This is a genomic window from Salipiger sp. H15 (assembly GCF_040409955.1).
In the GTDB taxonomy this organism is placed as follows: Bacteria; Pseudomonadota; Alphaproteobacteria; order Rhodobacterales; family Rhodobacteraceae; genus Salipiger.
Window position 1 is genome coordinate 2372544 of the sequence record NZ_CP123384.1, and the last position, 23315, is coordinate 2395858.

Annotated in this window: 22 protein-coding genes; 7 read left to right on the top strand and 15 right to left on the bottom strand. The window is 69.3% G+C overall.

Features of this window, described 5'->3' with window-relative positions; all coding sequences use genetic code 11:
• Nucleotides 1–89: 89 nt before the first annotated feature.
• Nucleotides 90–410, top strand: coding sequence for an antibiotic biosynthesis monooxygenase (locus PVT71_RS11525; protein WP_353471927.1), 321 nt, complete (start codon nucleotides 90–92; stop codon nucleotides 408–410).
• Nucleotides 411–1230: 820 nt separating this feature from the next.
• On the opposite strand, the gene PVT71_RS11530 is transcribed toward PVT71_RS11525, so the two are convergent.
• The gene (locus PVT71_RS11530; RefSeq protein WP_353471929.1) at nucleotides 1231–2067 is read right to left on the bottom strand and encodes a serine hydrolase domain-containing protein; all 837 of its coding nucleotides are present in this window, start codon (nucleotides 2065–2067) and stop codon (nucleotides 1231–1233) included.
• A gap of 206 nt (nucleotides 2068–2273) precedes the next feature.
• Between PVT71_RS11530 and fabG the strand changes: the two genes are divergently transcribed.
• The 3 genes from fabG to PVT71_RS11545 all read left to right on the top strand — a co-directional run bounded on the left by fabG (nucleotide 2274) and on the right by PVT71_RS11545 (nucleotide 6401).
• Nucleotides 2274–3011 carry a 3-oxoacyl-[acyl-carrier-protein] reductase gene (fabG, locus tag PVT71_RS11535; protein WP_353471930.1) on the top strand — a complete coding sequence of 246 codons (738 nt, stop codon included), beginning with the start codon at nucleotides 2274–2276 and terminating at the stop codon, nucleotides 3009–3011.
• A gap of 220 nt (nucleotides 3012–3231) precedes the next feature.
• Entirely contained in the window at nucleotides 3232–3465 is a 234-nt protein-coding gene (locus PVT71_RS11540) for an acyl carrier protein (protein ID WP_007800270.1), read from the top strand.
• A 359-nt stretch (nucleotides 3466–3824) separates the two neighbouring features.
• Nucleotides 3825–6401, top strand: a complete 2577-nt coding sequence (locus PVT71_RS11545) for a hypothetical protein (RefSeq protein ID WP_353471931.1) — start codon at nucleotides 3825–3827, stop codon at nucleotides 6399–6401.
• Nucleotides 6402–6539: 138 nt separating this feature from the next.
• Here the strand turns inward: PVT71_RS11545 and PVT71_RS11550 are convergent, their stop codons facing one another.
• The 10 genes from PVT71_RS11550 to PVT71_RS11595 all read right to left on the bottom strand — a co-directional run bounded on the left by PVT71_RS11550 (nucleotide 6540) and on the right by PVT71_RS11595 (nucleotide 17221).
• A complete protein-coding gene (locus tag PVT71_RS11550; RefSeq protein WP_353471932.1) occupies nucleotides 6540–8243 on the bottom strand; it encodes a thiamine pyrophosphate-requiring protein in 1704 nt (567 codons plus the stop codon).
• A gap of 3 nt (nucleotides 8244–8246) precedes the next feature.
• A complete protein-coding gene (locus tag PVT71_RS11555) occupies nucleotides 8247–9605 on the bottom strand; it encodes a TRAP transporter large permease (RefSeq protein ID WP_353471933.1) in 1359 nt (452 codons plus the stop codon).
• Nucleotides 9602–10108, bottom strand: a complete 507-nt coding sequence (locus PVT71_RS11560) for a TRAP transporter small permease (protein WP_353471934.1) — start codon at nucleotides 10106–10108, stop codon at nucleotides 9602–9604. The genes PVT71_RS11555 and PVT71_RS11560 overlap by 4 nt, the downstream gene beginning before the upstream one ends.
• Nucleotides 10108–11157, bottom strand: a complete 1050-nt coding sequence (locus PVT71_RS11565) for a TRAP transporter substrate-binding protein (RefSeq protein ID WP_353471935.1) — start codon at nucleotides 11155–11157, stop codon at nucleotides 10108–10110. The genes PVT71_RS11560 and PVT71_RS11565 overlap by 1 nt, the downstream gene beginning before the upstream one ends.
• 39 nt (nucleotides 11158–11196) lie before the next feature.
• Nucleotides 11197–12645 (bottom strand): aldehyde dehydrogenase, encoded by a 1449-nt coding sequence (locus PVT71_RS11570; RefSeq protein ID WP_353471936.1) that lies wholly within the window; start codon nucleotides 12643–12645, stop codon nucleotides 11197–11199.
• A gap of 14 nt (nucleotides 12646–12659) precedes the next feature.
• Entirely contained in the window at nucleotides 12660–13394 is a 735-nt protein-coding gene (locus PVT71_RS11575; protein ID WP_353471937.1) for an ABC transporter ATP-binding protein, read from the bottom strand.
• On the bottom strand, nucleotides 13387–14115 hold the full coding sequence (locus PVT71_RS11580; RefSeq protein WP_353471938.1) for an ABC transporter ATP-binding protein: 729 nt from the start codon (nucleotides 14113–14115) through the stop codon (nucleotides 13387–13389). Before PVT71_RS11580 ends, PVT71_RS11575 begins: the two co-directional genes overlap by 8 nt.
• Entirely contained in the window at nucleotides 14112–15050 is a 939-nt protein-coding gene (locus PVT71_RS11585; RefSeq protein ID WP_353471939.1) for a branched-chain amino acid ABC transporter permease, read from the bottom strand. Before PVT71_RS11585 ends, PVT71_RS11580 begins: the two co-directional genes overlap by 4 nt.
• A gap of 4 nt (nucleotides 15051–15054) precedes the next feature.
• Nucleotides 15055–15927 carry a branched-chain amino acid ABC transporter permease gene (locus tag PVT71_RS11590; protein ID WP_353471940.1) on the bottom strand — a complete coding sequence of 291 codons (873 nt, stop codon included), beginning with the start codon at nucleotides 15925–15927 and terminating at the stop codon, nucleotides 15055–15057.
• 67 nt (nucleotides 15928–15994) lie between these two features.
• Entirely contained in the window at nucleotides 15995–17221 is a 1227-nt protein-coding gene (locus tag PVT71_RS11595) for an amino acid ABC transporter substrate-binding protein (protein ID WP_353471941.1), read from the bottom strand.
• Between the two features lie 167 nt (nucleotides 17222–17388).
• Between PVT71_RS11595 and PVT71_RS11600 the strand changes: the two genes are divergently transcribed.
• The gene (locus PVT71_RS11600) at nucleotides 17389–18264 is read left to right on the top strand and encodes a helix-turn-helix domain-containing protein (RefSeq protein ID WP_353471942.1); all 876 of its coding nucleotides are present in this window, start codon (nucleotides 17389–17391) and stop codon (nucleotides 18262–18264) included.
• Nucleotides 18265–18273: 9 nt separating this feature from the next.
• On the opposite strand, the gene PVT71_RS11605 is transcribed toward PVT71_RS11600, so the two are convergent.
• Genes PVT71_RS11605 through PVT71_RS11620 form a run of 4 tightly spaced genes read right to left on the bottom strand, consistent with a single transcriptional unit; the run spans nucleotide 18274 to nucleotide 21291 of the window.
• A complete protein-coding gene (locus tag PVT71_RS11605; protein WP_353471943.1) occupies nucleotides 18274–19335 on the bottom strand; it encodes a dihydropteroate synthase in 1062 nt (353 codons plus the stop codon).
• A 24-nt stretch (nucleotides 19336–19359) separates the two neighbouring features.
• Nucleotides 19360–20010 (bottom strand): HAD-IA family hydrolase, encoded by a 651-nt coding sequence (locus tag PVT71_RS11610; protein ID WP_353471944.1) that lies wholly within the window; start codon nucleotides 20008–20010, stop codon nucleotides 19360–19362.
• 37 nt (nucleotides 20011–20047) lie between these two features.
• Nucleotides 20048–20968 (bottom strand): methylenetetrahydrofolate reductase, encoded by a 921-nt coding sequence (locus tag PVT71_RS11615; protein WP_353473873.1) that lies wholly within the window; start codon nucleotides 20966–20968, stop codon nucleotides 20048–20050.
• Entirely contained in the window at nucleotides 20968–21291 is a 324-nt protein-coding gene (locus tag PVT71_RS11620) for a virulence factor (RefSeq protein WP_353471945.1), read from the bottom strand. The genes PVT71_RS11615 and PVT71_RS11620 overlap by 1 nt, the downstream gene beginning before the upstream one ends.
• 162 nt (nucleotides 21292–21453) lie before the next feature.
• On the opposite strand from PVT71_RS11620, the gene PVT71_RS11625 reads away from it, so the two are divergent.
• Together PVT71_RS11625 and PVT71_RS11630 are read left to right on the top strand one after the other, a co-directional pair.
• Nucleotides 21454–22137 carry a sulfotransferase family 2 domain-containing protein gene (locus tag PVT71_RS11625; RefSeq protein ID WP_353471946.1) on the top strand — a complete coding sequence of 228 codons (684 nt, stop codon included), beginning with the start codon at nucleotides 21454–21456 and terminating at the stop codon, nucleotides 22135–22137.
• A gap of 31 nt (nucleotides 22138–22168) precedes the next feature.
• Nucleotides 22169–23281 (top strand): Ppx/GppA phosphatase family protein, encoded by a 1113-nt coding sequence (locus tag PVT71_RS11630; RefSeq protein WP_353471947.1) that lies wholly within the window; start codon nucleotides 22169–22171, stop codon nucleotides 23279–23281.
• Nucleotides 23282–23315 lie beyond the last annotated feature (34 nt).

Consider the following 23315-nt stretch of genomic DNA (forward strand, 5'->3'; position numbering starts at 1 on the left):
GTCCTGCCCATCATTGCCAAGTGGGCGTCTGCCATTCTTGATGGTACTATGGATCGCAGCAGTCTTGCGTTCAACTCGAGGAGGGGAAAATGCGCGCAATGACAGTGGTCAAGTTCAAGCCCAAGCCAGGCATGGAAGAGGAATTCGAGGCGCTCTACAAAAGTCTCAAGCGGGAATTCGATGGCCTGCGGAGGATGTCCCTCGTGAAGTCGACCGACGGCGGATACTTTGGTGTCGGTGAATGGGACAGCTTCGACCATCTCGTCGCCGCCCGCCAGGCGATGCAGGACAACCTCGACAAGTTCCGCCACACGTTGTCGAGCTTTTCGGAAGACATGGGCGTCACCGATGCGATGTCGGGCAATGTCGCCTTCCGCTGGAAATTCGACGGCGCCGTCAACGGACAGTAATGCATCGGAGTTGACCGGCCCTTCCCAGAGGGGCAACTGGCGGAACCTTGCGAGGTGCCCGTCCGTGGGATCACGGCAGAAAGGACGGCTCAGGCTTCGTTGTCTGGGCTTCAGGAGGACACCCATGGGCGGGGCTGGCGCTTCCATCTCGCGGTGCAAGTCATTCGATCTCGGCGCAGCGATTGCCATGCAGCTTCCGGTGCAGTGCGCTGACTCCGGAAGACAAGCAGGCACCCTTCGGAGGCGCCATCCATGCCAAGGGAGCGTTTCTCAGGTTGCCGATTCGCATACCCTGTCTTTGGCGTGAGGATTCGAGCCACGTCACCCGCAGGACCTTGATCATGCACGGTGAAATTCTGTTCCGGAGGACTGCGCGAGGCTCTGCGGCCGGTGCCGCTCGACAACAATTGTTGCGGGACTCTCCGGCCTCGGTTCCCGAATCCGCATTTCCCCGCGCGCGCTGTCCGTCTGGCACGGGCGCTCAAAGCGGGGTCGCGGCACGGCGCTCGCGGAGGGGGATGTGCGGGAGGAAGACCCTGCAACTTGCGTCAACGCCGGGCGACCAAGGGGGCCGGGTGCGTCATGCTGCGGAGGGTGGGAGGTGGATGGCTGGCTGGCGTCTGGGCTGGCTCGCTGTCTTGAACCCTCCTTAGCGCCGCGGCGCTGTGGCCGCAAGGGGGTGGCGCGAAAAAACCTCGCGGAATCAATATGTTGAGTTATTTTATCAGGTAAACCCGTTCGGGATTTTCAGGCCTGGAGGGTCAGCGCCCCGCGCGCTCCGGGGGGACTTTTGCCCTGAAGAAACAGGGGCCTGACGGCGTCAGTCCACGGCATGCGCCACCGCCGCCGCCTCGGGAATGCCGACGTCGGGGCCGGGTGCAAAGCTCGCCACGGTGACGCCGGAGCCAAGGTCGGGGAAGTGGTAGACCGCGTTCACGCAGAAGGGGCCTCCGCCGGAATGGCCGATCGCACGGCCCGAGCCCCCGACTCGCGCGCTCATCAGCCCGAGCGCGTAGCCGCAGTCGGTCCAGGGGCGGCCCTCGATAGCGCCGCCGAGCGGCTGGCGTTCCAGCATCCGCGCCAACGTCGGTGGTGCGAGCAGCGTGCCGCGGAAGAGCGCGTCGAGCAGCCGCGCCGCGTCGGGTGCGGTGCCGGTGAGGCAGCCGTGGTAGACCCAGCCCGGGTGATAGCTGCGCGCGCCCGGCCAGGGGATGGGCGCGAAATCCTCGCGGCGGGTGGCGAGCCTGACGCTCGAAAGCCCGAGCGGCGCGGTGAGCGCCTCGCGCAGATGCGTGGCAAGCGGCTGGCCCGAAGCCTCCTCGATGAGCTCGCCCACCTGCATGTAGCCGAGGTTGGAATAGCACCAGCCCGTCCCCGGCGCGAAGCGCATCCCCTGGGCGAGCGTCGCCTCGCGGAGATGGGCGCGGGACCAGGGCTCCTCGTCCGCCGCAACCGCCGCGTGGTAGGCGGGCAGGGTGCCGTAGTCCGGCAGTCCGGCGCTGTGTTCGAGCAGCTGGCGCAGGCTGTAAGGCGCATCCTTCAAGGGCGCGTCGAGCTCCAGCCGCCCGGCCTCGACCAGCTTCAGCGCGCAGATCGCGAGGGCGGTCTTGGTGAAGCTCCAGTAGGGCAGGATCTCGGCCCCGGTGCCGGACAGCATCCGCGGGGCGCCACGTGTCAGATGGCAGGTGATGATCGGGGATCGGGGCGGCGCCAAGGGGATCATGCAGGCGGAAATAGCACGCGCCGGGCGCGCCGCCCAGCGGGCCGCGCGGCGGGGCTGCGGGTGCTGGCTCTTGCCCGATGGCGGCAGGGATGCCATATCGCCCGGAACGATTTACGGCAAAGCAGAGGGGCACGGGCCTAATGTTCGATCTGACGGGAAAATGCGCGCTGATCACCGGCGCATCTGGCGGCATCGGCGGCGCCATCGCCAAGGCGCTGCACGGGGCGGGCGCGACGGTGGGGCTTTCGGGCACCCGCGAGGCACCGCTGCAGGAACTGGCCGCGGAACTGGGCGAGCGCGTCTTCGTGCTGCCCTGCAACCTTTCCGACCCCGAGGCCGTGGCGGCGCTGCCGAAGCAGGCGGCGGACGCGATGGGCGCGGTCGACATCCTCGTCAACAACGCCGGGATCACCCGCGACAACCTCTTCATGCGCATGTCGGATGACGAGTGGCAGTCGGTGATCGACGTGAACCTCACCGCCAACTTCAAGCTCTGCAAAGGCGTGCTGCGCGGCATGATGAAGGCGCGCTGGGGCCGCATCATCAACATCTCGTCCATCGTCGGCGCCACCGGCAACCCGGGGCAGGGCAACTACGCCGCCGCGAAGGCCGGTCTTGTCGGCATGACCAAGTCTCTGGCCTACGAGGTCGCCTCGCGCGGGATCACCGCGAATGCCGTGGCCCCGGGCTTCATCGAGACTGCGATGACCGACAAGCTGAACGACGACCAGAAAGCCGGTATCATGGCGCAGATCCCCGCGGGCCGCATGGGCACGGCGGAAGAAATTGCCGCTGCGGTACTCTATCTTTCCAGTCAAGAAGCTGCTTATGTCACAGGCGCGACGCTGCATGTGAACGGCGGTATGGCAATGCTCTGACCACGGGCCCTAGGGCTCGGCGGAAAGCGTTTGCCATCCTGCGTGCTTATGCTATAGGCGCGCAGGAACTCGGGTCCGGCTCGTGCCCTGTTGCGCGTCGGTCCCGTTCCCGGGTCTTCCGGGGTTACGTTGCCCGGTTCCGGGCGGATTGAGCAGCCACCCCGCTGGGGCGAGGGCAAAGACGGGTCGCGAGACCCAGACACATTGTGAGGACAGAAGAATGAGCGATATCCCTGATCGCGTGCGCAAGATCGTGGTTGAGCACCTGGGTGTTGAAGAAGACAAGGTGACCGAGAGCGCCTCCTTCATCGACGACCTCGGCGCGGACAGCCTCGACACCGTCGAACTGGTCATGGCCTTCGAAGAAGAGTTCGGCATCGAGATCCCCGATGACGCAGCCGAGACCATCCAGACCTTCGGCGATGCGGTGAAGTTCATCAAGGAAGCCTCCTGAGCTTTTCCGACTCCCTGACCGGAGTTGCAGACGGCGCCCCCTCGGGCGCCGTCTTGCGTTTGGCGGCACGGCTTGGCGCGAGAGTGCCCCCGCCAAGCCGCCGCGCGGACTGACCTCCGCGCCTTCTGCGGTGCCACGGCGGCTTTGCCGGCCCCGCGCACCCGTCCGCGGCAGCGAGCGACCCCCCAGGCACACGACCGGCAAGAGCCGCGTCCCACCTCCGCGCAGGTCCCCCGGTTTCCGGAGGGGCCTCGCCCGCGTTGACCGGGATCAACCGGGGCCGGACCGGGACTGCTATAGGGCACTCCACGGAGCGGGGAATCTGGACTGCCGCACTCCGATCATGGGAGGACCGGGTCATGTCGACGCAACTCAGGGTCGTATCGGTGGAGAGGGTTTCGACGGGAAGCGAGGGAGAGCAGGGGGAAGGCCCGAGCGACAAGGCGCATCTGGGCGCGAATGGCGCGCTGCTGGTCTTCGAGAGCGGCGCGAGATTCGTGCCGGAGGACACCAATCCCTACGGCGACATCTACCTCAAGGACATGGCGACCGGCGAGGTCCGGCGCCTCACCATCGACCCGGCCGTCGCCGATCCGGAGGAAGGCGGCTGGGACCCGGCGATCTCGGCCGACGGCACCCGCGTCGCCTTCGGCACCACCTACCGCTTTCCCGAGGGCCACAGCGCCGTGGCGGTCGAGGCGGTGGTGTTCAAGGACCTTGCCTCCGGCGCGGACCAGTTCATCTCCGCGAATGCCGAGGGCGCGCCCGCCGAGGACACGAGCTTTGCCGCCATGTTCTCGCCCGACGGCACGCAGGTCGCCTTTCTCAGCGGCGCCGCGAACCTCGTGCCGGGCATCACCCCCACGGGCTACGCGGTCTTCCTGAAGGACATCGCGACGGGCGCCGTGACGCTGGTCTCGGCCAATGCGGCGGGCGAGGCGCCCAACGGCAGCAGCGGCGCCTCGGCCTTCTTCCCGGACGGCACGCGCTTCGTCTTCTCGAGCCGCGGCGACACTCTTGTCGCGGGAGACGGCAACGGGGTGGACGATCTCTTCGTCAAGGACCTCGCCACCGGGGCGGTGACGCGCGTCTCGGTCGGGGCGGACGGCGCGGAGGGCAACGGGCCAAGCTCCGAGGGCAGCCTCTCGCCGGATGGCACGAAGCTGCTCTTCTCGAGCCGCGCCACGAATTTCGTGCCGAACGACGGCAACGGCTCGCAGGACCTCTTCATCAAGGACATCGTCACCGGCGCCATCGAACGGGTCTCGGTCGACAATCAGGGCAACCAGTGGACCGGCGACAGCTACGGGGGCGTGTTCTCGCCGGACGGCACGAAGATCGCCTTCTACAGCGACACCCCCAGCCTCGCGGTGCGCGATGGCAACGGCGCGCGGGACATCTTCGTGAAGGACCTCGTGACCGGCACGGTCACCGCGATCTCGACCAGCGTGGCGGGCGAGATCGGCGATGCGCAGAGCTTCTGGCCGAGCTTCCTGCCCGACGGATCGGGGATCCTCTTCACCAGCGACGCCGCGAACCTCGTGCCGGACGACACCAATGGCGCGCGCGATGTCTTCATCGCCCGTTTCGAGGAGCGCGAACTGGGCGCGGCCGTGCAATGGACCGAGGCCGAGGGCGGCAACGGCCACTGGTACCAGTATGTCGAGACGCCGCTGACCTGGGACGAGGCGCGGGCAGAGGCGGAGACGCGCAGCCACCTCGGCCTGCCCGGCTACCTCGCGACGATCACCTCGGCCGGGGAGAACGCCTTCATCCTGTCGATCACCCCGCCCAATGTCTGGGCCGGCGGGTCCGACGCACGCAGCGAGGGGACCTGGGAATGGGCGACCGGCCCCGAGGCCGGCGAGGTCTTCTGGACGCGCGCCTCCGGGGCGCTGGGATATGCCGATTGGGGCGGCTTCGAGCCGAACAACGCGTGGTCGGAGCCTCCGGGAGTGGACTACCTGACGGTGCACTCGCTCTACGCCAGCGGCACATGGGCCGACAACGGCATCCCGCCGAACCCGAACCATGCCTTCGGCTATGTCGTCGAGTACAGCGCGCTTGATCGCCCGCCCGCCGCGATCGGCCCCGGGCGCACCGAGGCCGAGAACCTCGACATCGCGCGCGGCTTCGTCCCGGAACGCAACCCCTGGGCCTCCGAGGACGGGCTGCTGCGCGCGCAGGACGGCGGCGAGGCGGCGGCCTCGGGCCGCTTCACCGGCGCGGCGGGGCTCTACAGCGTGGTCATCGGCTATTTCGACGAGACCGACGGCGCAAGCCGCCTGCGCCTCGAGGTCAATGGCGAGACGGTCGATGCCTGGACCTGGGACGCGGATCCCGCCGGCGCCACGGTCACCGGCGCTGCCGCGATGCGGCGGGTGGTCCCCGTCGTCGCGCTCGAGGAGGGCGACGTGCTGACGCTCGCCGGATGCGCCGACGGCGGCGAGCCGCTGCGCACCGATTTCGTCGAGATCCGGTCGGCGCAGCCGCCCTCCGGGCCTTTCCTCGTCGAGGCGGAGACGCTGGAGATCACCAAGGACTTCCGCGTCTTCGACAATCCCCACGCCTCGGGCGGCGCCTGCCTTCAGGCCGGGGGCGGTCCGGACCAGCGCGCGCAGTACGATTTCGCCGGCGCAGATGGCCGCTACGACGTGACCGTCGGCTATTTCGACGAGAGCGACGGCGTCAGCCGGATGAGCCTCCGGCTCAACGGGACCGAGCTCGACAGCTGGCTCTGGGACGGCGACTTCGGCGACCGGATCGTCACCCCCGCCGGCAGGGCGCAGCACACACTCCACGGGATCGAGCTCGCGACCGGCGACCGGATCGAGCTCATCGGGCGCCCGGACGGCGGCGAGCCGCTGCGCACGGATTACCTGGTCTTCGACCCGGTCGGGCCCGCTGACGGAGCGGACGCCTTCCTCTTCACCTGAGGACCGGTGCCGCGCCCGCGCGACGCGGGGAGGCGCGAAACGGAAGGGGCCGGCGTGCTGCCCGGCCCCTTCTTCTCTTTCCAAATACGCCCTTCCGGCGGCTGCCATCCGCGCGCCGCCGGGAGGCTGCGGCGCGGCTCAGCCGGCGATGCGGACGTTGAGCAGGGCGCAGCGGCGCTCCTCGCGGATCACCCGCAGCGCCTCGTCGAGCGCCGGGCGCAATTCTGCGGGCGTCTCGACGGCACGGGCGAAGGCGTTGCTCGCCTCGGCCACCTTGCAGAAGTCCGGCGAGGGCGAGAGGCCGGTCAGCGGCATCGCATTGGCGCGGCTGGCCGCGCCGTCCGGGTAGAGCCCGCTCACCGAGGCCCGCACCGCACCCCATTCGGCGTTGTTGAGGATCACGATGAGGATGGGCAGGGCCAGCGCCTCGGCGATCTGGTGGCAGGCCACGGGGTTGGCGAACATGTAGCTGCCATCCCCCAGCGTCGCAACGCAGATGCGGTCCGGCTCGGCGAGCTGCGCGCCGAGCGCGGCCGGGAAGGACCAGCCGAGCCCGCCCGAATGCGGCTCCTGGAACCAGGCCCGGTGCGCGCGGCGGGGCAGGTGCCCGAGCATGGTGCCAAGCTCGGAGAAGACCGTGCTGGGTGCGTCCTGCGCGTCGAGCGCCTCGCCGAGGATGCGGCTGACGGCGGGCTTGGTGAGCAGCTCGCCGCTGGGCTGGGCAGCCTCGGCCTGTGCCTTGCGGGCCGCTGCCGTGGTCTCGGCAAGCCGGGCGCGGCGCGGCGCGACGTGATCGCCCTTCGGCAGGTCCGCCATGGCGGCGATCAGCGCGGGAATGGTCCGGGCATTCTCGCCGGTGATGCTGAGATCCGAACGGAAGTTGCGCACCGGGAAGCGCGAGAAGATCGGGTCCGGGCCCATGTTGGCGATCTTCGCATCCGGGCGCGGCGCGTGGGCGTCGGGCATCCAGGGGGCGAGGCAGTCGAGGATCAGCACCACGTCGGCCTGCGCCAACCAGGGGCCGGGATCGGCGCCGACGTGGCAGGGGTGGTCGGTGGCGATCGCGAGGTGCGTCGCCCACCACGAGCAGACCGCGATGCCCCAGTCCTCGGCCCAGTCCGCGAAGGCGGCGAAGCTTTCGGCATCGCCGGACCCTCGCTGCGCGATGATCAGCGGCGCCTCGGCCTCGGCCAGCCAGCGGGCGAGCGTGGCCAGCGCCTCGGGGTGCGGCGCGGCCTCGGAGGCGGCCATCGTGGGGGCGGCATCCAGCCCCTCGGTCGGCACGGGCTCGCAGAGCACCTCGCGCGGGATCGACAGGTACACCGGCCCCTTGGGGGTCGAGTTGGCGATGGCATGGGCGCGGTCGAGAAGCCCGGGCACCTGCTCGGGGAACTTCAGCTCGTATTCCCATTTCGAGGCCTCGCGGACCAGCGCCGCCTGGTCGCGCATTTCCTGGCCCCAGCCGATCGGCACGGTGCGCGCGCCGAAGCGGCCCTCCTCGGTGACCGGGGTGCGGCCCGACATGAGGATCATCGGCACGTGCTCGCAGGCGGCGTTGATCGCGCCGATCGCGCCGTTCGCCAGCCCGACATTGGTGTGCAGCATGACCGCCTGCGCCTTGCCGGTCATCAGGTAGTAGCCATGCGCCATGCCCATGGCCGCGTGCTCGTGCGGCATGACCAGCGCCTGCGGCAGGTCGATCCCCTCGGCGGCGGCCTGCGCCAGCCCCTCGATGATCGGCGGGAAGTCGGTGCCGGAGTTGGCGAAGACGTAATCCACGCCGAGCGCCTTCAGCCGGGGGAAGATCGCTCCCCCGGCGGTGACGGTCGTTTGGTCTTTCATTGTTCAGCCTCCGAGCAGGGATGGCAGCCAGAGCGTGAGCACGGGGAAGGCAAGGATCAGCGTGACCCGCACCAGCTCGGCACAGAAGAAGGGGGCGACGCCCTTGAAGGTTTCGATCATCGGCGTGTCCTTGGCCAGCGCCGAGATGATGAAGACGTTCATCCCCACCGGCGGGGTGATCAGCCCGAGCTCGGCGACTATGAGCGCGAGGATGCCGAACCAGACCTTGAGATCCTCGGTGCTCAGCCCGAAGCCGGCGACGTCGGCGGTGGCGTAGAGCCCGCCGTTCAGCTCGACCAGCATCGGCCAGAAGAACGGGATGACCAGCAGGATCATCGACATGCTGTCCATCAGGCAGCCGAGCAGGATGAGCGCGACGAGGATCAGCACCATCACGGTCATCGGGGCAAGGCCGCTCTCGGCGATCCATGCCGCCGCCTGCTGCGGCAGGCCGATGCGCGACATGAAGATCTTCATCAGCTCCGCGCCGAGCAGGATCACGTAGATCATCCCCGAGGTGCGGGCGGTGGATTTCAGCGCCGTCACCATCTCGGCAAGACCGACGCGGCGCTTCACCAGCCCGTAGAGCCAGACGAGGAACACGCCCACGGCCGCGGCCGGGGTCGGGTTGAAGAAGCCGCCGTAGATGCCGCCGAGCACGAGGCCGAAAATGACCATGACCGGCAGCAGGCCGAGCGTGGCGGTGACGAACTCCGACCGGCTGGCGACGCCGCCGGCAGGGCCCGACGCGGGGCGCACGCGGACGTAGATGGCGATGGTCAGGATGAAGAAGATCACCGCGAGGATGCCCGGCAGCAGCGCCGCGGCGAACATGGTGACGATGTTGGCCTCGACGATCACCGCGTAGACGATGAGCACGACCGAGGGCGGGATCAGGATGCCGAGCACGCCGCCGGCCGAGAGCGCACCGGTCGCCAGCGCGCCGGAGTAGTTGTAGCGCTTGAGCTCGGGCAGGGCGACCTTGCCCATGGTCGAGGCGGTGGCCAGCGACGAGCCGCAGACCGCGCCGAACCCGGCGCAGCCGGCGATCGCGGCCATGGCGGTGCCGCCGCGCATCCAGCCGAGCCAGGCATTGGCGCCGCGGAACAGCGCCTGCGACAGGCCCGCGACCGTGGCAAGCTCGCCCATGAGCACGAACATCGGCACGACCGAGAGGTCGTAGATCGAGAACTGGCCGTAGGCGAGCGTCTTCAGCTGGCTCATCAGCAGCATCGGCCCGTTGACCAGCGCGATGCCGACCCCGCCGACGAGGATCATCCCGTAGGCGATCGGGATGCGGATGGCGATGAGCGCGATCAGGATGACCAGCGACAGCACGCCGAGGGTGATGGGATCGGTCACTTGCGCACCTCCGTCAGGCTGTCGCGGAAGGTCAGCGCGGCGGCGGCGACAAGCAGCACGAGCGACACGAGGATCGGCACGAAGGCCCACCAGATCGGGACCTGCAGGATCGTCGTGGTGTAATTGTAGGCCTTCTGGTCGAGCATGCCGAGGTACATCCGCCACACGAGGATGCAGGCAAAGCCGAAGGCGACGAGCGAGGCGAGCGCGCGCAGCACCGCCAGCATGGGGCGGGGGGCGTTCGCGGTGAAGATGTCGGCGGTGACGTTGGCGTCGGTGAGCTGGCAGTAGGGCAGGAAGGCGAAGACCGCCACCGCCACGCCCATCTCGGTCAGCTCGAAATCGCCGGAAAACGGCTTGTGCACCACGGCCCCGAGGACCGAGGCGACGTTGATGAGGACGATCACCAGCAGAAGCGCGCCGCCGAGCAGCGCCCAGAGGGTGACGAGACGTGCGACCGCAGCGGATACCCCGCTGCGGCCTTGGGTTTCTTCGATGAACATCAGTTGCTCATGCTCGAGTCGGCGTTGGCCTTGATCAGCTCGCGCGCCTTGGCGACCATCGCGGCGCCGTCGATGCCCTGCGCGGTCACGTCCTCGATCCAGCGATCGACGACCGGCTCGAGCGCCTTCTCGAAGGCGGCGGTCTCTTCCTCGGTGAGCGTCACGTGGGTGTTGCCCGCGTCGGTCGCGACCTTGATGCCGCGCTCGTCGATGTCGCGCCAGATCTTGCCGACCTGCGCCACCCAGTCACGGCCCGACGCGTCGCGGAAGGCCTTCTGGATGTCCTCGGGCAGGCCGTCCCAGCGCGCCTTGTTCATCGAGACCTGGAAGGTGGTGGTGCCGAAGCGGGTCTTGTTGAAGCCCTCGATCTGGTACTTGGTCTGGTCCTGCAGCTTCAGCGCCGGGATGATCTCCCACGGGATGAAGGCGCCGTCGACGACCTTCTTGGAAAGCGCCTGCGGCAGGTCCGGAACCGGCATCGAGACCGGCGAGCCGCCGAGTGCCTCGATGACCCAGGCGCCGGTGCGGGTGGGGATGCGCATCTTCAGCCCGGCGATGTCCTCGGGCTTGCGGATTTCCTTGTCGACGGTGTGGATCGCCTGGCCCGCGTGGACGTGCAGGAACATCGGCTCGACGCCCTTGTACTCGTCCTTGAGGTACTCGTCGTACATGTCGAGCAGCGCGAGGTTCGCGGCCGAGGGATCGTTGGTGAAGACGTTCGGCAACTCCATCACCTCGGTGCGCGGGAACAGGCCCGGCGTGTAGCCGTTCACCGTCCAGACGAGGTCGACGACGCCGTCACGCACCTGGTTGATCAGCTCGGGCGGACGGCCGCCGAGGGTCATCGAAGGGTAGATCTCGATCTTCACCTTGCCGCCCGAGTTCTCCTCGACCGCCTTGGCCCAGGGCTCGAGCATCTCGGTCTGTGCCGGTGCCTTGGCGCCGAGGAAGTGGTGCAGCTTGAAGGTGTATTCCTGGGCCCAGGCGCCGCCGGCGGCGACGCTCAGGGCCAGGGCCGCGACTGCGGTTCTTGCCAGTTTCAGTTTCATGGTGTTCCTCCCGTTTGGACCGATCCGATTGCTTCCTGCTCAGATCGGGTAGTGAAGATCGCCGTCCTGCGTGGTCATCCAGCGCAGCTCGGTGAACTCGGCGACTCCCCACGTGCCGCCGAAGCGACCGTAGCCTGAATCCTTCACGCCGCCGAAGGGCATTTGCGCCTCGTCATGCACGGTCGGGCCGTTGACGTGGCAAATACCACTCTCGATGCGCCGGGCGACCGCCATGGCGCGGGCCTGGTCGCGGCCGAAGACCGCCGCCGACAGGCCGAACTCGCTTTCGTTCGCCACGCGCACCGCCTCGTCGACGCTGCCCACGCGGATGATCGACGCGACCGGGCCGAAGCTTTCCTCAGTGTAGAGGCGCATCTGCGGGGTCACCCCGTCGAGCGCCGCGGCGTTGAGGATGGTGCCGGTGCCGCCGCCGCCGATCAGCCGCGCGCCCTTCTGCACGGCGTCCTCGATGAGGTCGCGGATGCGGTCGGCGGCGCCCATGTTGACGAGGCTGCCGAGCGGCGCCTTGCCCTCGCGCGGATCGCCCGCGGTGAGGCTCTCGACCTTCTCGGAGAAGGCCGCGACGAAGGCGTCGGCGATCCCGTCCATGACGATGATGCGCTCGGTCGACATGCAGATCTGGCCCTGGTTCATGTAGGAGCCGAAGCCCGCGGCGGCGACCGCGGCGGGGATGTCGGCGTCATCGAGAACGAGGAAGGGTGCCTTGCCGCCCAGCTCCAGCAGCGAGGGCTTGAGGTGGCGCGCGGAAAGCTCCGCCACGATGCGGCCGACGCGGGTCGAGCCGGTGAAGTTCACCCGGCGCACGGCGGGGTGGGCGATCAGCGTCTCGACCAGCTCGGGCGCATCCTCGGGTGCGTTCGAGATGGCGTTGACCACGCCCTTCGGCAGGCCCGCCTCGGACACTGCTTCGAGGATCAGCGCATGGGTGCGCGGGCAGAGCTCCGAGGTCTTCATCACCACGGTGTTGCCGCAGGCGAGCGGCGTCGCGATCGAGCGCACGCCAAGGATCACCGGCGCGTTCCAGGGCGCCATGGCCAGCACCACGCCCGCCGGCTGGCGCACCGCGTAGGCGGTCGAGCCGGGGCGGTTCGAGGGCACGATCTCGCCCTTGATCTGCGTCACGAGGCTGGCCGCTTCCAGCAGCATGTCGGACGCGAGCATGACGTTGAACCGGGCCCAGGCCTCGGTCGCGCCGATCTCGGCCTTCATCGCCGCGACGATGTCGTCGCCGCGCGCGGCCAGCGCCTCGGAGGCCTTGATCAGCAGCTTGCGGCGCTGGCCCGGGGGCACGGCGGCCCATTCCGGGAAGGCCGCGGCGGCGGCATCCACCGCGCGGGTCGCATCGGCCTTGCTGGCCGCGGCGGCGCGGGTGGCCACTTCGCCCGACACCGGGTTGGTGCGTTCGAACTCGCGGTCGTCCTCGGCGGGCACGTGCTCGCCGTCGATAAAGAGGTTGAGGCTGTCCATGCCGTCTCCTTGAGTCACTTCATTTCGGTTTCGAGAGGTTCCGACGTGCCGCCCAGGAAGGCGCGCTGCACGGCCGGATCGCTCTGCAACTGGTCGGCGCTGCCGCTGCCCACCACGCGCCCGGCTTCCAGCAGGTAGCCGCGGGTGGCAAGCGCGAGGCTGGCGCGCACGTTCTGCTCGACGATGAGCAGGGTGAGCCCGGTCTGGCGGATGCGGCCAAGTGCGGCAAACACCTCCTTGGTCACGATCGGGGCAAGGCCGAGGCTCGGCTCGTCGAGCAGCAGCAGCTCGGGGTTCGACATCAGCGCACGGGCGATGGCGACCATCTGCTGCTCGCCGCCCGACATGGTGCCGGCAAGCTGTTTCTGCCGCTCGGCAAGGCGCGGGAAAAGCTCCAGCACCTCCTTGCGGCGCTTGTCGGCCCCGCCGCGCGCGCGGATCGGGTGGCAGCCGAGCGCGAGGTTGTCGGCCACGCTCATGCGGGCGAAGATGCCGCGCCCCTCGGGCACCAGCGCGATGCCGCGCTCGACGATCTCGTGCGCGGGCACCTGCGCCAGATCCTGCCCCTCGTGCAGGATGCGCCCCGAGGCCGGGCGGACGACGCCGCCCACCGCCTTCAGCAGCGAGGACTTGCCCGCGCCGTTGGCGCCGAGGATCACCACGCATTCGCCCCGCGCCACCGACATGCTCACCCCGCCAAGCGCGCTGTGCTTGCCGTAGGTGATGCGCAGGTTGTCGATCTCAAGCATCCTCTTCTCCCAGGTAGGCGGCGACCACGTGCGGGTCCGACAGGACCTCGGCCGTGGGTCCGTCGGCGATCAGCGTGCCCGAGTTCATCACCGCACAGCGCGGGCAGAGCGCGCGCACCGCGTCCATGATGTGCTCGACCATGATGATGGTGATGCCGGTCTGCTCGAGCTCGCGGATCAGCCGGATGCCCTCGTGCAGCTCGGTCGGGTTGAGCCCGGCGAGCCATTCGTCGAGCAGCAAGAGCTTCGGCGCCGCGGCCAGCGCCCGCGCCAGCTCCAGCCGCTTCTGGTCGATGTAGGTCAGCTCCGAGGCCTGCTGCCCGGCGCGGGCGTTGAGCCCCACCATGTCGAGGCACTCGGCCACCTGCACCTTCAGCGCCTTGCCCCAGAGCCGGTCCGGCCCAAAGGCGGCGGGGACCATGACGTTCTCTTCCAGCGTCAGCGAGGGCAGGATCTTCACCAGCTGGAAGGTCCGCGCCACGCCCGCCCGCGCGATGCGGTGGGGCGGGGCGCCGGTCAGGTCCCTGCCATTGATGAGCAGCGCCCCCTCCGAGGATTTCAGCGCCCCGGAGATGAGGTTCATCAGGGTGGTCTTGCCCGAGCCGTTCGGCCCCAAGAGCCCCAGCACCTCGCCGCTGCGGACGCTGAGCGACACGCCGTTCACCGCCGTCAGCCCGCCGAAGCGCTTGGTCAGGCCCCGGGTTTCGAGAAGCACGCTCATGCGCTGGCCTCCTTTGCGGTCTCGGCGGTCTTGTCGCCGTTGCCCTTGCGGCGGAAGCGCTCCAGCGCCGCCAGCACGCCGTCGGGCAGGGCGTAGACAACCGCCATGAACATGAGGCCGAGCAGGATCGAGAAATGATCCGGGAAGCGCGCCGAGAGCCACTCGAAGAGCAGGAAGAGCGGCACCGCCCCGCAGAGCGGACCCCAGAGCTTCGTGGCCCCGCCGAGCAACGCCATGATCACCGTCAGGAAGCTGACCGTCGGGTTGAAGACGATCGAGGGCTCGACATAGACCCAGCGCGGCGCCTGTATCGCGCCGACCAGCGTGATGATCGTGGACGAGGCGACGAAGAGCACCAGCTTGGTGCGCGCGAGGTTGATGCCGGAATGCGCCGCCACCGTCTCGTCATCGCCGATCACCCGCAGCGCGAGGCCGAGGCGCGAGCGTCGGATCCAGGCCGAGAGCGCCAGCGTCGCCGCGCCGAGCGCGAGCAGCTGCCAGTAGATGTGTTTCGCCTCGAGATCGAGGAAGATGTAGCGGCCCAGCGTGCCGGTCACGTTGACCTCGAACCAGGTGATGAGCTGGCGCACCAGCTCGGCGAGGCCGAAGCTGAAGATCACGAAGTAGATGCCCGCAAGGCGCAGGGTGGAAAGCCCCACCAGCAGCGCCATGGTGGCGCCGATCCCGGCGGCGCAGAGCAGCACCAGCGGGTAGGGCAGCACCTCGTTCAGCACCGCGACCGTATAGGCGCCGACGCCGAAGAAGGCGACCGTGGCAAGCGAGATGTAGCGGGTCGGGCCCGAGAACATCGCCCAGGAGGTGGCCAGCGTCACGTAACCCGCAAGGCCGACCAGAAGGCCGGTGCCGTAGTCGCCGAAGAACATCGGCAGGACGGCAAGCGCCGCGAGGCCGAGGACGGAGAGAATGTAGCGCATGGTCTCAGCCTCCCGCCTTGCCGAAGAGCCCGGTCGGCCGCCAGAGCAGCACCGCGAGGAACATTGTGTAGGTCGCGGCCATGGTCAGGCCAGGGTCGATGAAGGCGGCGACGAAGGTCTCGGCGAGACCCAGCAGCAGCCCGGCGATCAGCGCGCCGAGGATGTTGCCGACGCCGCCCATGATGACGACGATCAGCGCCTTCATGGTGAAGACCACGCCGTCGGTGGCCGAGAAGGTCTGGAACATCGAGATGAGCGCGCCACCGGCAGCGGCCAGCGCCCCGCCGAGGGCAAAGCCCTGCCGGCCCAGCTTGCCCACGTCGATGCCGACGAGATAGGCCGAGCCCGGTGCCAGCGCCACGGCGCGCAGCGCGCGGCCCCAACGGGTGCGGATCAGCACCGCGTAGAGCCCGAAGCCGATGACCAGCGACACCGCGAAGGCGATCAGCCGGTTGGCGGCGATGGTGGTGCCGAGGATGCCGACGCCCTGATTGAGATAGCTGTAGGAGGTGAAGTCGCTGCCGAAGGTGACCAGCATCAGCCCCTGCACGACGAAGAGCAGGCCGAAGGTGGCCAGAATGGTATCGACCTCGAGCCGGCCGCCGCCGCCCGAGCGCTTGATCAGCGGGCGCATCATCACGGTGTGGATCACCCAGCCGAGCGCGTAGCCCAGCGGCACGACGACGAGCAGCCCCCAGAGCGGGCCGAGGCCCCAGCTGGTGAACATCATGGTCACCGCGAAGCAGGCGAGCAGCATGAACTCGCCATAGGCGAGGTTCATGATCCGGGCGATGCCGTATTGCAGCGACAGACCCAGCGCCAGCAGCGCGTAGGTGCCGCCAAGCACGAGCCCGAGAAAGAGCGTGGAAAGAAACATCTGGAGTCCCTGAGGAGGGTTCGGGCGGGGCGGGCGCAAGGCCCGCCCCCACGGAGTGTCAGTCGGATTACCACTCGGGCTTCGGGATGACCGGGGCGGCCGCGCCCTCGCGGTCGGCGGGGCTCACGGCGACGAAGTGATCGCCCTGCCACTGGCCGACCCACCAGAGCTTGCGCAGCTGGTTGTCCTCGAGCTTCACCTCGCCGATCACCGTCTCGAAGGTGCCGGTCGACAGCTCCGCCGCCAGCGCCTCGTGGTCGAGGCCGACGCGCTTCACCGCCTGTTCCAGCATCTCGAGCGAAGCGTAGGTGATGGCGCTGGCCCAGCTGTCGGGCGGGGTGCCGATGACCTCGGTGTGCTTGGCGAAATACTCGGCGATCGCCGGGCTTGCCGCGTCGACGCCGCCGATGGACATGACGCCCTCCTGCTTGCCCTCGGCGATCTGGCCGTAGATCGGGAAGGCGCCGCCGACGCCGATGTAGAAGACCTTGGGGTTGAAGCCCGCGGTCATCGCCTGCTTGGTCACGCCGAAGCTGCCCGGCGGGTAGGAGAAGGCGACGAAGCTGTCGGCGCCCGAGCCCTGCACCTCGTTGAGGATGGCGGCGAAATCGGAAGTGCCGAGCGGGTAGCTCTCGTCGTAGACCAGATCGAACCCGGCTTCCTCGAAGGCGGGGCGGGCGGCCTTCACGAGGTCGATGCCGAAGCCGTCGGCGACCGAGATCATCGCGACCTTGTCGTTGATCGTGCCGGCCGCCTTGGCGGCGGCCAGCGTCTCGACCAGCGCGGTGGCGTAGTCATGCCCGCCGCCCAGCATCCAGAACGAGCGCTTCCAGCGCTTGGCGAACTCGGGGGCCATGTCGGTCACCGAGGTCACCGCCAGCTGCGGGTAGCCGAAGCGGTCCATCAGCGGCGCGATGGCGAGGTTGCCGCCGGTGCCCCAGGGCGGCAGGATCAGGTCGACCTTGTCCTGCGTCGCAAGGCGCTCGATCGCGCGCACGAGGTCCTCGGCGGTCGAGCGGTCGTCGTATTCCACCACCTCGATCGGGCGGCGCGTGCCATCGGGCATCTCGAGCCCGCCGGCCTCGTTCACTTCCTTCACCCAGAGCTCGTAGTTGGGGATGGTGGTGATCCCCGCGCCGGTGGCGTTGGGGCCGGATTTCGACACCGCGTAGCCGATGGTGACGGGGCCTTCCTGCGCCGCGAGCGGGGTGGCGAGGGCCGACGTCAGGGCGAGGGCCGAGACCATTGCAAGCGGCAGGGCACGCAGCACGGCGCGCCTCGTGTTCTTTTTCATGTTGTCCTCCCGGTGGATGCCTTTGCGGCACCGATTTGCGCCACACGCGTCCCTCTCCCCGAGGCGTCCTGTGGCGGGTGATGCAGAAGGTATCTTAAAAATGCCTTGATAGAATGCACCTATGAGGGGATGAATTGCACGCATACGTCAAAAAGCGCGCCCAAATCATGAGCACGATGAAAACCTTCCCGCTTCGTCCCGCCGCCCATCACGGCATCACCGCCCACGAGATCCGCAGCCCGCTGGCCGAGACCACCTACGGGCTGCGCGCCGAGAACGCCTGCCTTCTGGTGCTGCAATCCGGGCGCGGCCGGGTGCAGAGCGGCGAGCGCGACATGGCCATCGAGGCGCCGCGCTTCGTCTGGCTCGCGCCGGGGCGGGACGGGACGCTGCGGCTCTCGCCGGGCAGCCGGGGCGAGCTGGTGCAGCTGACCAAGGGGGCGCTTGCGCGCGTGCTGCCGGGATCGGCCTTCGGCGACGAGCTGAGCCAGGTCCTCGCCGCCGACCTTTCGGTGCCGCTGGGGGCGCAGCGCGAGCGGGTGGTGCGCGTGCTGGCCGAGCTGCGCGGCGAACTGGCCGAGAGCGCGCCGGGGGTCGAGATCATGGCCGGGCACATGCTCTCGATGCTGCTGGTCCAGCTCTGGCGCGGGGTGAAGGAGGGGCGGGCGCATCCGGACGTCGCCACCGGCGGGCTGGTGCAGGGCTTCGTGCAGCTCGCCGGCCTGCACCTGCGCGAGCACTGGGAGGTGGGCGAGTACGCCCGCGCGCTCGGCGTGTCGCGGGACCGGCTGTCGGCGGCGGTACGCCGCGCCACCGGGCGCTCGCCGCAGGGCTGGCTGCACGAGGCGCTGCACCGCGAGGCGGCGGAACTGCTGACCAACTCGGGGCTGCAGGTGGCGCAGGTTGGCTTCCGCCTCGGGTTCACTGATCCTGCCTATTTCAACAGGTTTTTCAAGCGGATGGAAGGCGTTCCTCCCAGCCGGTTCCGGCGCCGGATGGCGCGGCGCAGCGCGCCCGCGACCTCCTACGCCGCCTGGCCCTGAGGCGCGGGGTCAGGCCCGCCGCCGCCGCCCGCCGCGCCTGCCGCCGCGCGCCTCGGAGCCGCCGTCCTCGCCGTTGTGCATCGCGATCCAGGCGGTACCGTGCGCATCGTGGTCCATCAGCAGGTTCGCCGCGCGGATTGCCACCATCTCGGCCCCGGGCAGGGCCTGCAGCGACCCGAGTCCGAAGAGCCGCACGAATTCCGCATCGTCCATATCCGGCAGGACGACCCCGGCGGCCTCGAGCTCGGCCTTCTTCGCGACGATCCGCGCGCGGCTCACCGGCATTGCGACGGGATTCATGATCGCCGAGGTCATGCCCGCGCCGATCGCCATGGGCAGGAAGGCGGTGTTGACCCCGTGCCGGTCGGGCAGGCCGAAGGAGATGTTCGAGGCGCCGCAGGTGGTGTTCACCCCCAGTTCCTCGCGCAGCCGCCGCACCAGCGCAAAGACCTGCCGCGCCGCCGTGGCCATCGCACCCACCGGCATCACCAGAGGATCGACCACGATGTCATTGGCAGGAATACCGAAATCCGCCGCGCGCTGGACGATCTTGCGGGCCACCTCGAAGCGTATTTCGGGATCTTCCGAAATGCCGGTGTCGTCGTTCGAGATCGCCACCACCGGCACGTTGTATTTCTTCACCAGCGGCAGCACCCGCTCCAGCCGCTCCTCCTCGCCGGTGACAGAATTGAGCAGCGGCCGCCCCTCGGCGGCCTCGAGCCCGGCCTCGAGCGCGCACGGCACCGAGCTGTCGATGCAGAGCGGCACGTCCACCACCTCCTGCACCAGCCCGATCATCCGGCGCATCAGCGGCGGCTCGGTCTGGTTGGGATCGGGGTTGGAATTGTAGACCACGCCCGCGTTCACATCGAGCACCGCCGCCCCCGCTGCCACCTGCGCCAGCGCGTCGGCGGCGACGGTGGAGAAATCGCCCGCCTCGAGCTCGGCCGCGAGCCGCTTGCGCCCGGTGGGATTGATCCGCTCGCCGATGACGCAGAAGGGCTCGTCGAACCCCATGACCACGGTGCGGGTCTTCGATTCGAGGACGGTGCGGGTCTGCGTGCGGGGCATGGCGGTCTCCTCCCTTGGGTGCGGTTATTCCAGTCTGGTCAGCAGCGCGGCAAGCGCCGGGTCGGTGTAATCGGTGATGACGGTCTGCGCGCCCGCGTCCTGCAGCTGCCGGACGCTCAGCCCCGAGGAGCGGATGCCGACCGTATGCGCGCCCGAGGCGGCGGCGGCGCGCATCCCCGAGGGGCTGTCCTCGAAGGCGATGCAGTGCTGCGGCGCCACGTTGAAGCCGCGCATCGCGGCAAGATAGGGCTCGGGGTCGGGCTTGGCGCGGGCGCATTCGTCGCCGATCACCAGAAGCTCGATGCGCTCGCGCAGCCCGATGGCCGAGAGCATCACCTCGGCATTGGCGCGCGGCGCGTTGGTCACCACGGCAATGCGCCAGCCACGCGCCTGCGCGTGATCGAGCAGCGCCTCGGCGCCGGGCATCGGCGCGTGGCCCGCGACCAGCCGGTCGCGGAAGCGCGCTTCCTTGAGGTCGGACAGGGTCTGCGCGTCCTCGCCGGGGAAGATCTCGGGGAAGCTCTCGAGATTGTGCCGCCCGTGGATGTCCGAGAGATACCCCGCCTCGGTTAGCTCGCGGCCGCGCTCGGCGTAGAATTCGGCGAAGACCTCGAAGTGCAGAGGGTCGGAGTGGAGGAGTGTGCCGTCGAGATCGAAGAGGAGTGCCTTGATCATGCCTGTCCCTTGCGCGTTGTGTGGCCGGACCGGCGCCTCAGACCGCACGTGCGGAGGGCTGCGCGGCGGCGCCGCCATGGCGGGCGGCCCAGTCCGTCGCCGCAGGGATGCCCCCGAGCGGGAAGAGATGCAACCGCGCGATGGGCAGGTCGGGCTCGGCGGCGCAGACTCGGGCGATCTCGGCCACCATGTCGGTCGGCTCGTAGGGCAGCATCAGCTTGGTGACGTCGCGCGCGCGCTTCTGCAGCACCTTGAGCGAGGGCCCGACGCCGCAGGTCACCGCGTAGCGGATCAGCGTCTGCAGCTTCGCGGGCCCGGCGATGCCGAGGTGCACGGGCAGGGCGATGCCCTCGGCCTTCAGGCGGCGCGCCCAGCCCAGCACCGGACCGGCGTCGAAGGCGAACTGGGTGACCAGCGCCATCTGCGCGTCGCTCCGCTCGGAGAAGTCTTGCTTCCAGCGCAGCGCCTGCATCACCGCGCGGTCCGAGCCGTCGGGGTCGATGTCGCGGTTGCCCTCGGGGTGGCCCGCGACGTGCAGCCGGGTGAAGCCGGCGCGGTCGAAGAGCCCGGTCTCGAGCAGCTGCATCGAGCTGTCGAAGGCGCCGCGCGGCGCGGGGATGCCGCCGGCGAGGATCAGCCCCTGATGTACCCCGGCCTCGCCGCGGTAGCGGGCGATCCAGTCGGCGAGCGTCGCGGCATCGGGGATCGAGCGGGCGGGGAAATGCGGCATGACCTCGAAGCCCTCGCCGGCGAGGCGCGCGGCGGTGGCCACCATGTCGGCGATCGGCGTGCCGTCGACATGGGCGATGTAGACGCGGGTTCCCTCGGGCAGCAGTTCGCGGAAGTCCCCGACCTGCGCGGCGGTGCGCGGCATCACCTCGATCGAGTAGCCCTCGAGCGCGGCGAGCGGCAGATGCGGCGCGGCGGGGCGCGGGCGGCGGAAGGTCAGCAGCGTCATCATGGGCCTTTCGCATGGTCCGGGCGCGCGGCCCAGCCGTTCTGCGCCACCAGCGCTGCAAGGCGCTCGGGCGTGTACTCCGTATCGAGCCGCGCGGCCAGCGCGCCGGCGATCTCCTGCGGCGCGCCGTCCTGAGGCGGCGCCGGGACGCGGCGCCAGGCGGCAAGGTAGGCGTCGCCCTCGCGCGCGCCGCTGCGCATTGCGGCGCGGTCGATCGCCGCCTCGAACCGCTCGGGCAGCACCATCTTCGCTGCCCGCCGGCCCGAGCCCGCGATCACCTGCGCCGGGATGTCGCGCCAGTAAAGAAGGGTGATCTCGGTCATCTCGCCAGCTCCGCGCCACGGTTCCCGGCCAGTCTAGACGCCGCCGCGCCGCTGCCCCGGTCGGTTTTCGACCGCATGGCGCGCCGGAGCGACGCCGCCCGCCCCGTTGTCCTCGCCGCCCCGCGCGGGTAGCTTCCGCAACGTACGATACGAGGAACATTCATGGTCATCGCGGTCGAGGCACACCGGATCGCCTACATGGCGCTGCCCAAGGCGGGCTGCACGAGCGTCAAGGCGGCGCTGGCGCAGATCGACCCTTCGGTGCAGGAAGCGGAGGCGGCGCAGGTCCATGCGCTCTACCCGACGCGGCGCTTCCGGCCGCACCGCTGGGAGGCGGTGGCGGACCATTGGCGCTTCTGCGTGGTGCGCGATCCGCTGCGGCGGCTGCTCTCGGTCTACTCGAACCGCGTGGTGGAGCTGCGCGAGCTGCACAACTCGCGGCGGCTGCGGCGGCCGGGGGCGGGGCTACCGCTCGATCCCGATGCGGATACCTTCTTTCTCAACCTCGCGGCCTACCGCGATGCCGCCTCGGCGATCCGGCATCACCTGCTTCCGGCATGGCTCTTCCTCGGGCCCGACCTCGACCGCTACGACCGAATCTACACCACCGCGATGCTGGGCGAGCTGGGCGCGGACCTCGCGCGGCGCAGCGGCATGGCGGTGCACATGCCGCGCGAGAACGCCAGCGCCGAACGCCTCGACCCGGACTCCCTGCGCCCCGAGACGCTGGCCGCGCTCGCCGCACAGCTCGCGCCCGAGTACGAATATTTGAACGCCTTCTTTCCCAACCCCTTCAAACCGGGAGGAAGGTTCTCTTGCGCCGCCTCCTTGCGCCGCGTATCCTGAGAGCAACTACATATACGGAAAGGCGCAGAACATGGCGCCAAGGCGTCCCAGAGGTGCGGGCGCTTTCCCGAAACCGGTCGAGAGCCCCGCGCCGAACAAACCCGATCCCAATGCGCTTTACGCCGCGCTGGATCTGGGTACGAACAGTTGTCGCATGCTGATTGCCCAACCGAAGGGCAGCCAGTTCCATGTGATCGACTCGTTTTCCAAGTCTGTCCAGCTTGGCCACGGGCTCGAGCGGAGCGGGCGGTTGTCGCGCGCCTCGATGGCGCGCACCGTCGCCGCGCTGCGCGTCTGCCAGCAGAAGATCCGCCGCCACGAGGTGGTGCGGATGCGTCTGGTGGCGACCGAGGCGTGCCGGAGGGCGAAGAACTCCCGCGACTTCATCCGCCAGATCAAGCGCGAGACGGGGCTCGAGATGGAGATCATCCAGCCCGAGGAGGAAGCCCGCCTCGCGGTGATCTCCTGCGCGCCGCTGGTCTCGACGCGCACCGAGCAGCTGCTGGTCGTCGACATCGGCGGCGGCTCGACCGAGCTTGTCTGGATTGACCTCTCGTCCGTGCCGAACCGCGACCGGCCGCGCGCCATCATGCGCCTGCACTCCGGCTTCCACCCGCCCGAGAGCCCGTTTCCCGCCGCCAAGGTCGTCGACTGGATCTCTGTGCCGCTCGGCGTCGCGACGCTGCGCGACCAGTTCTCGGACGTGCAGGACGACGCCGCGCGCTACGCGCTGATGAGCTGGTTCTTCGAGGAGAACCTCTCGGAATTCGCACCCTACAAGGACGCGCAGAGCCGCGAGGGCTTCCAGATCATCGGCACCTCGGGCACGGTGACCACCGTAGCGGCCTCGCATCTCGGGCTACGCCGCTACGACCGCACCAAGGTCGACGGGCTGCGCATGTCCTCGGACCAGATCGAGGCGGTCATCGCCAAGTATCTCGAGATGGGCCCGGCCGGGCGGCGGCGCGATCCGCGCATCGGCCAGGACCGGCAGGCGCTGATCATGTCCGGCGCGGCGATCCTGCAGGCGCTCTTGCGGATCTGGCCGACCGACCGGCTGTCGGTGGCCGACCGCGGCCTGCGCGAGGGCCTGCTCTACGCGCAGATGTCGGTGGATGGTGTTCTGGAGGACGGTCCGCTATAGGAGCGGCTTGACTTCGCGGTCCGTGGCCGGGAAA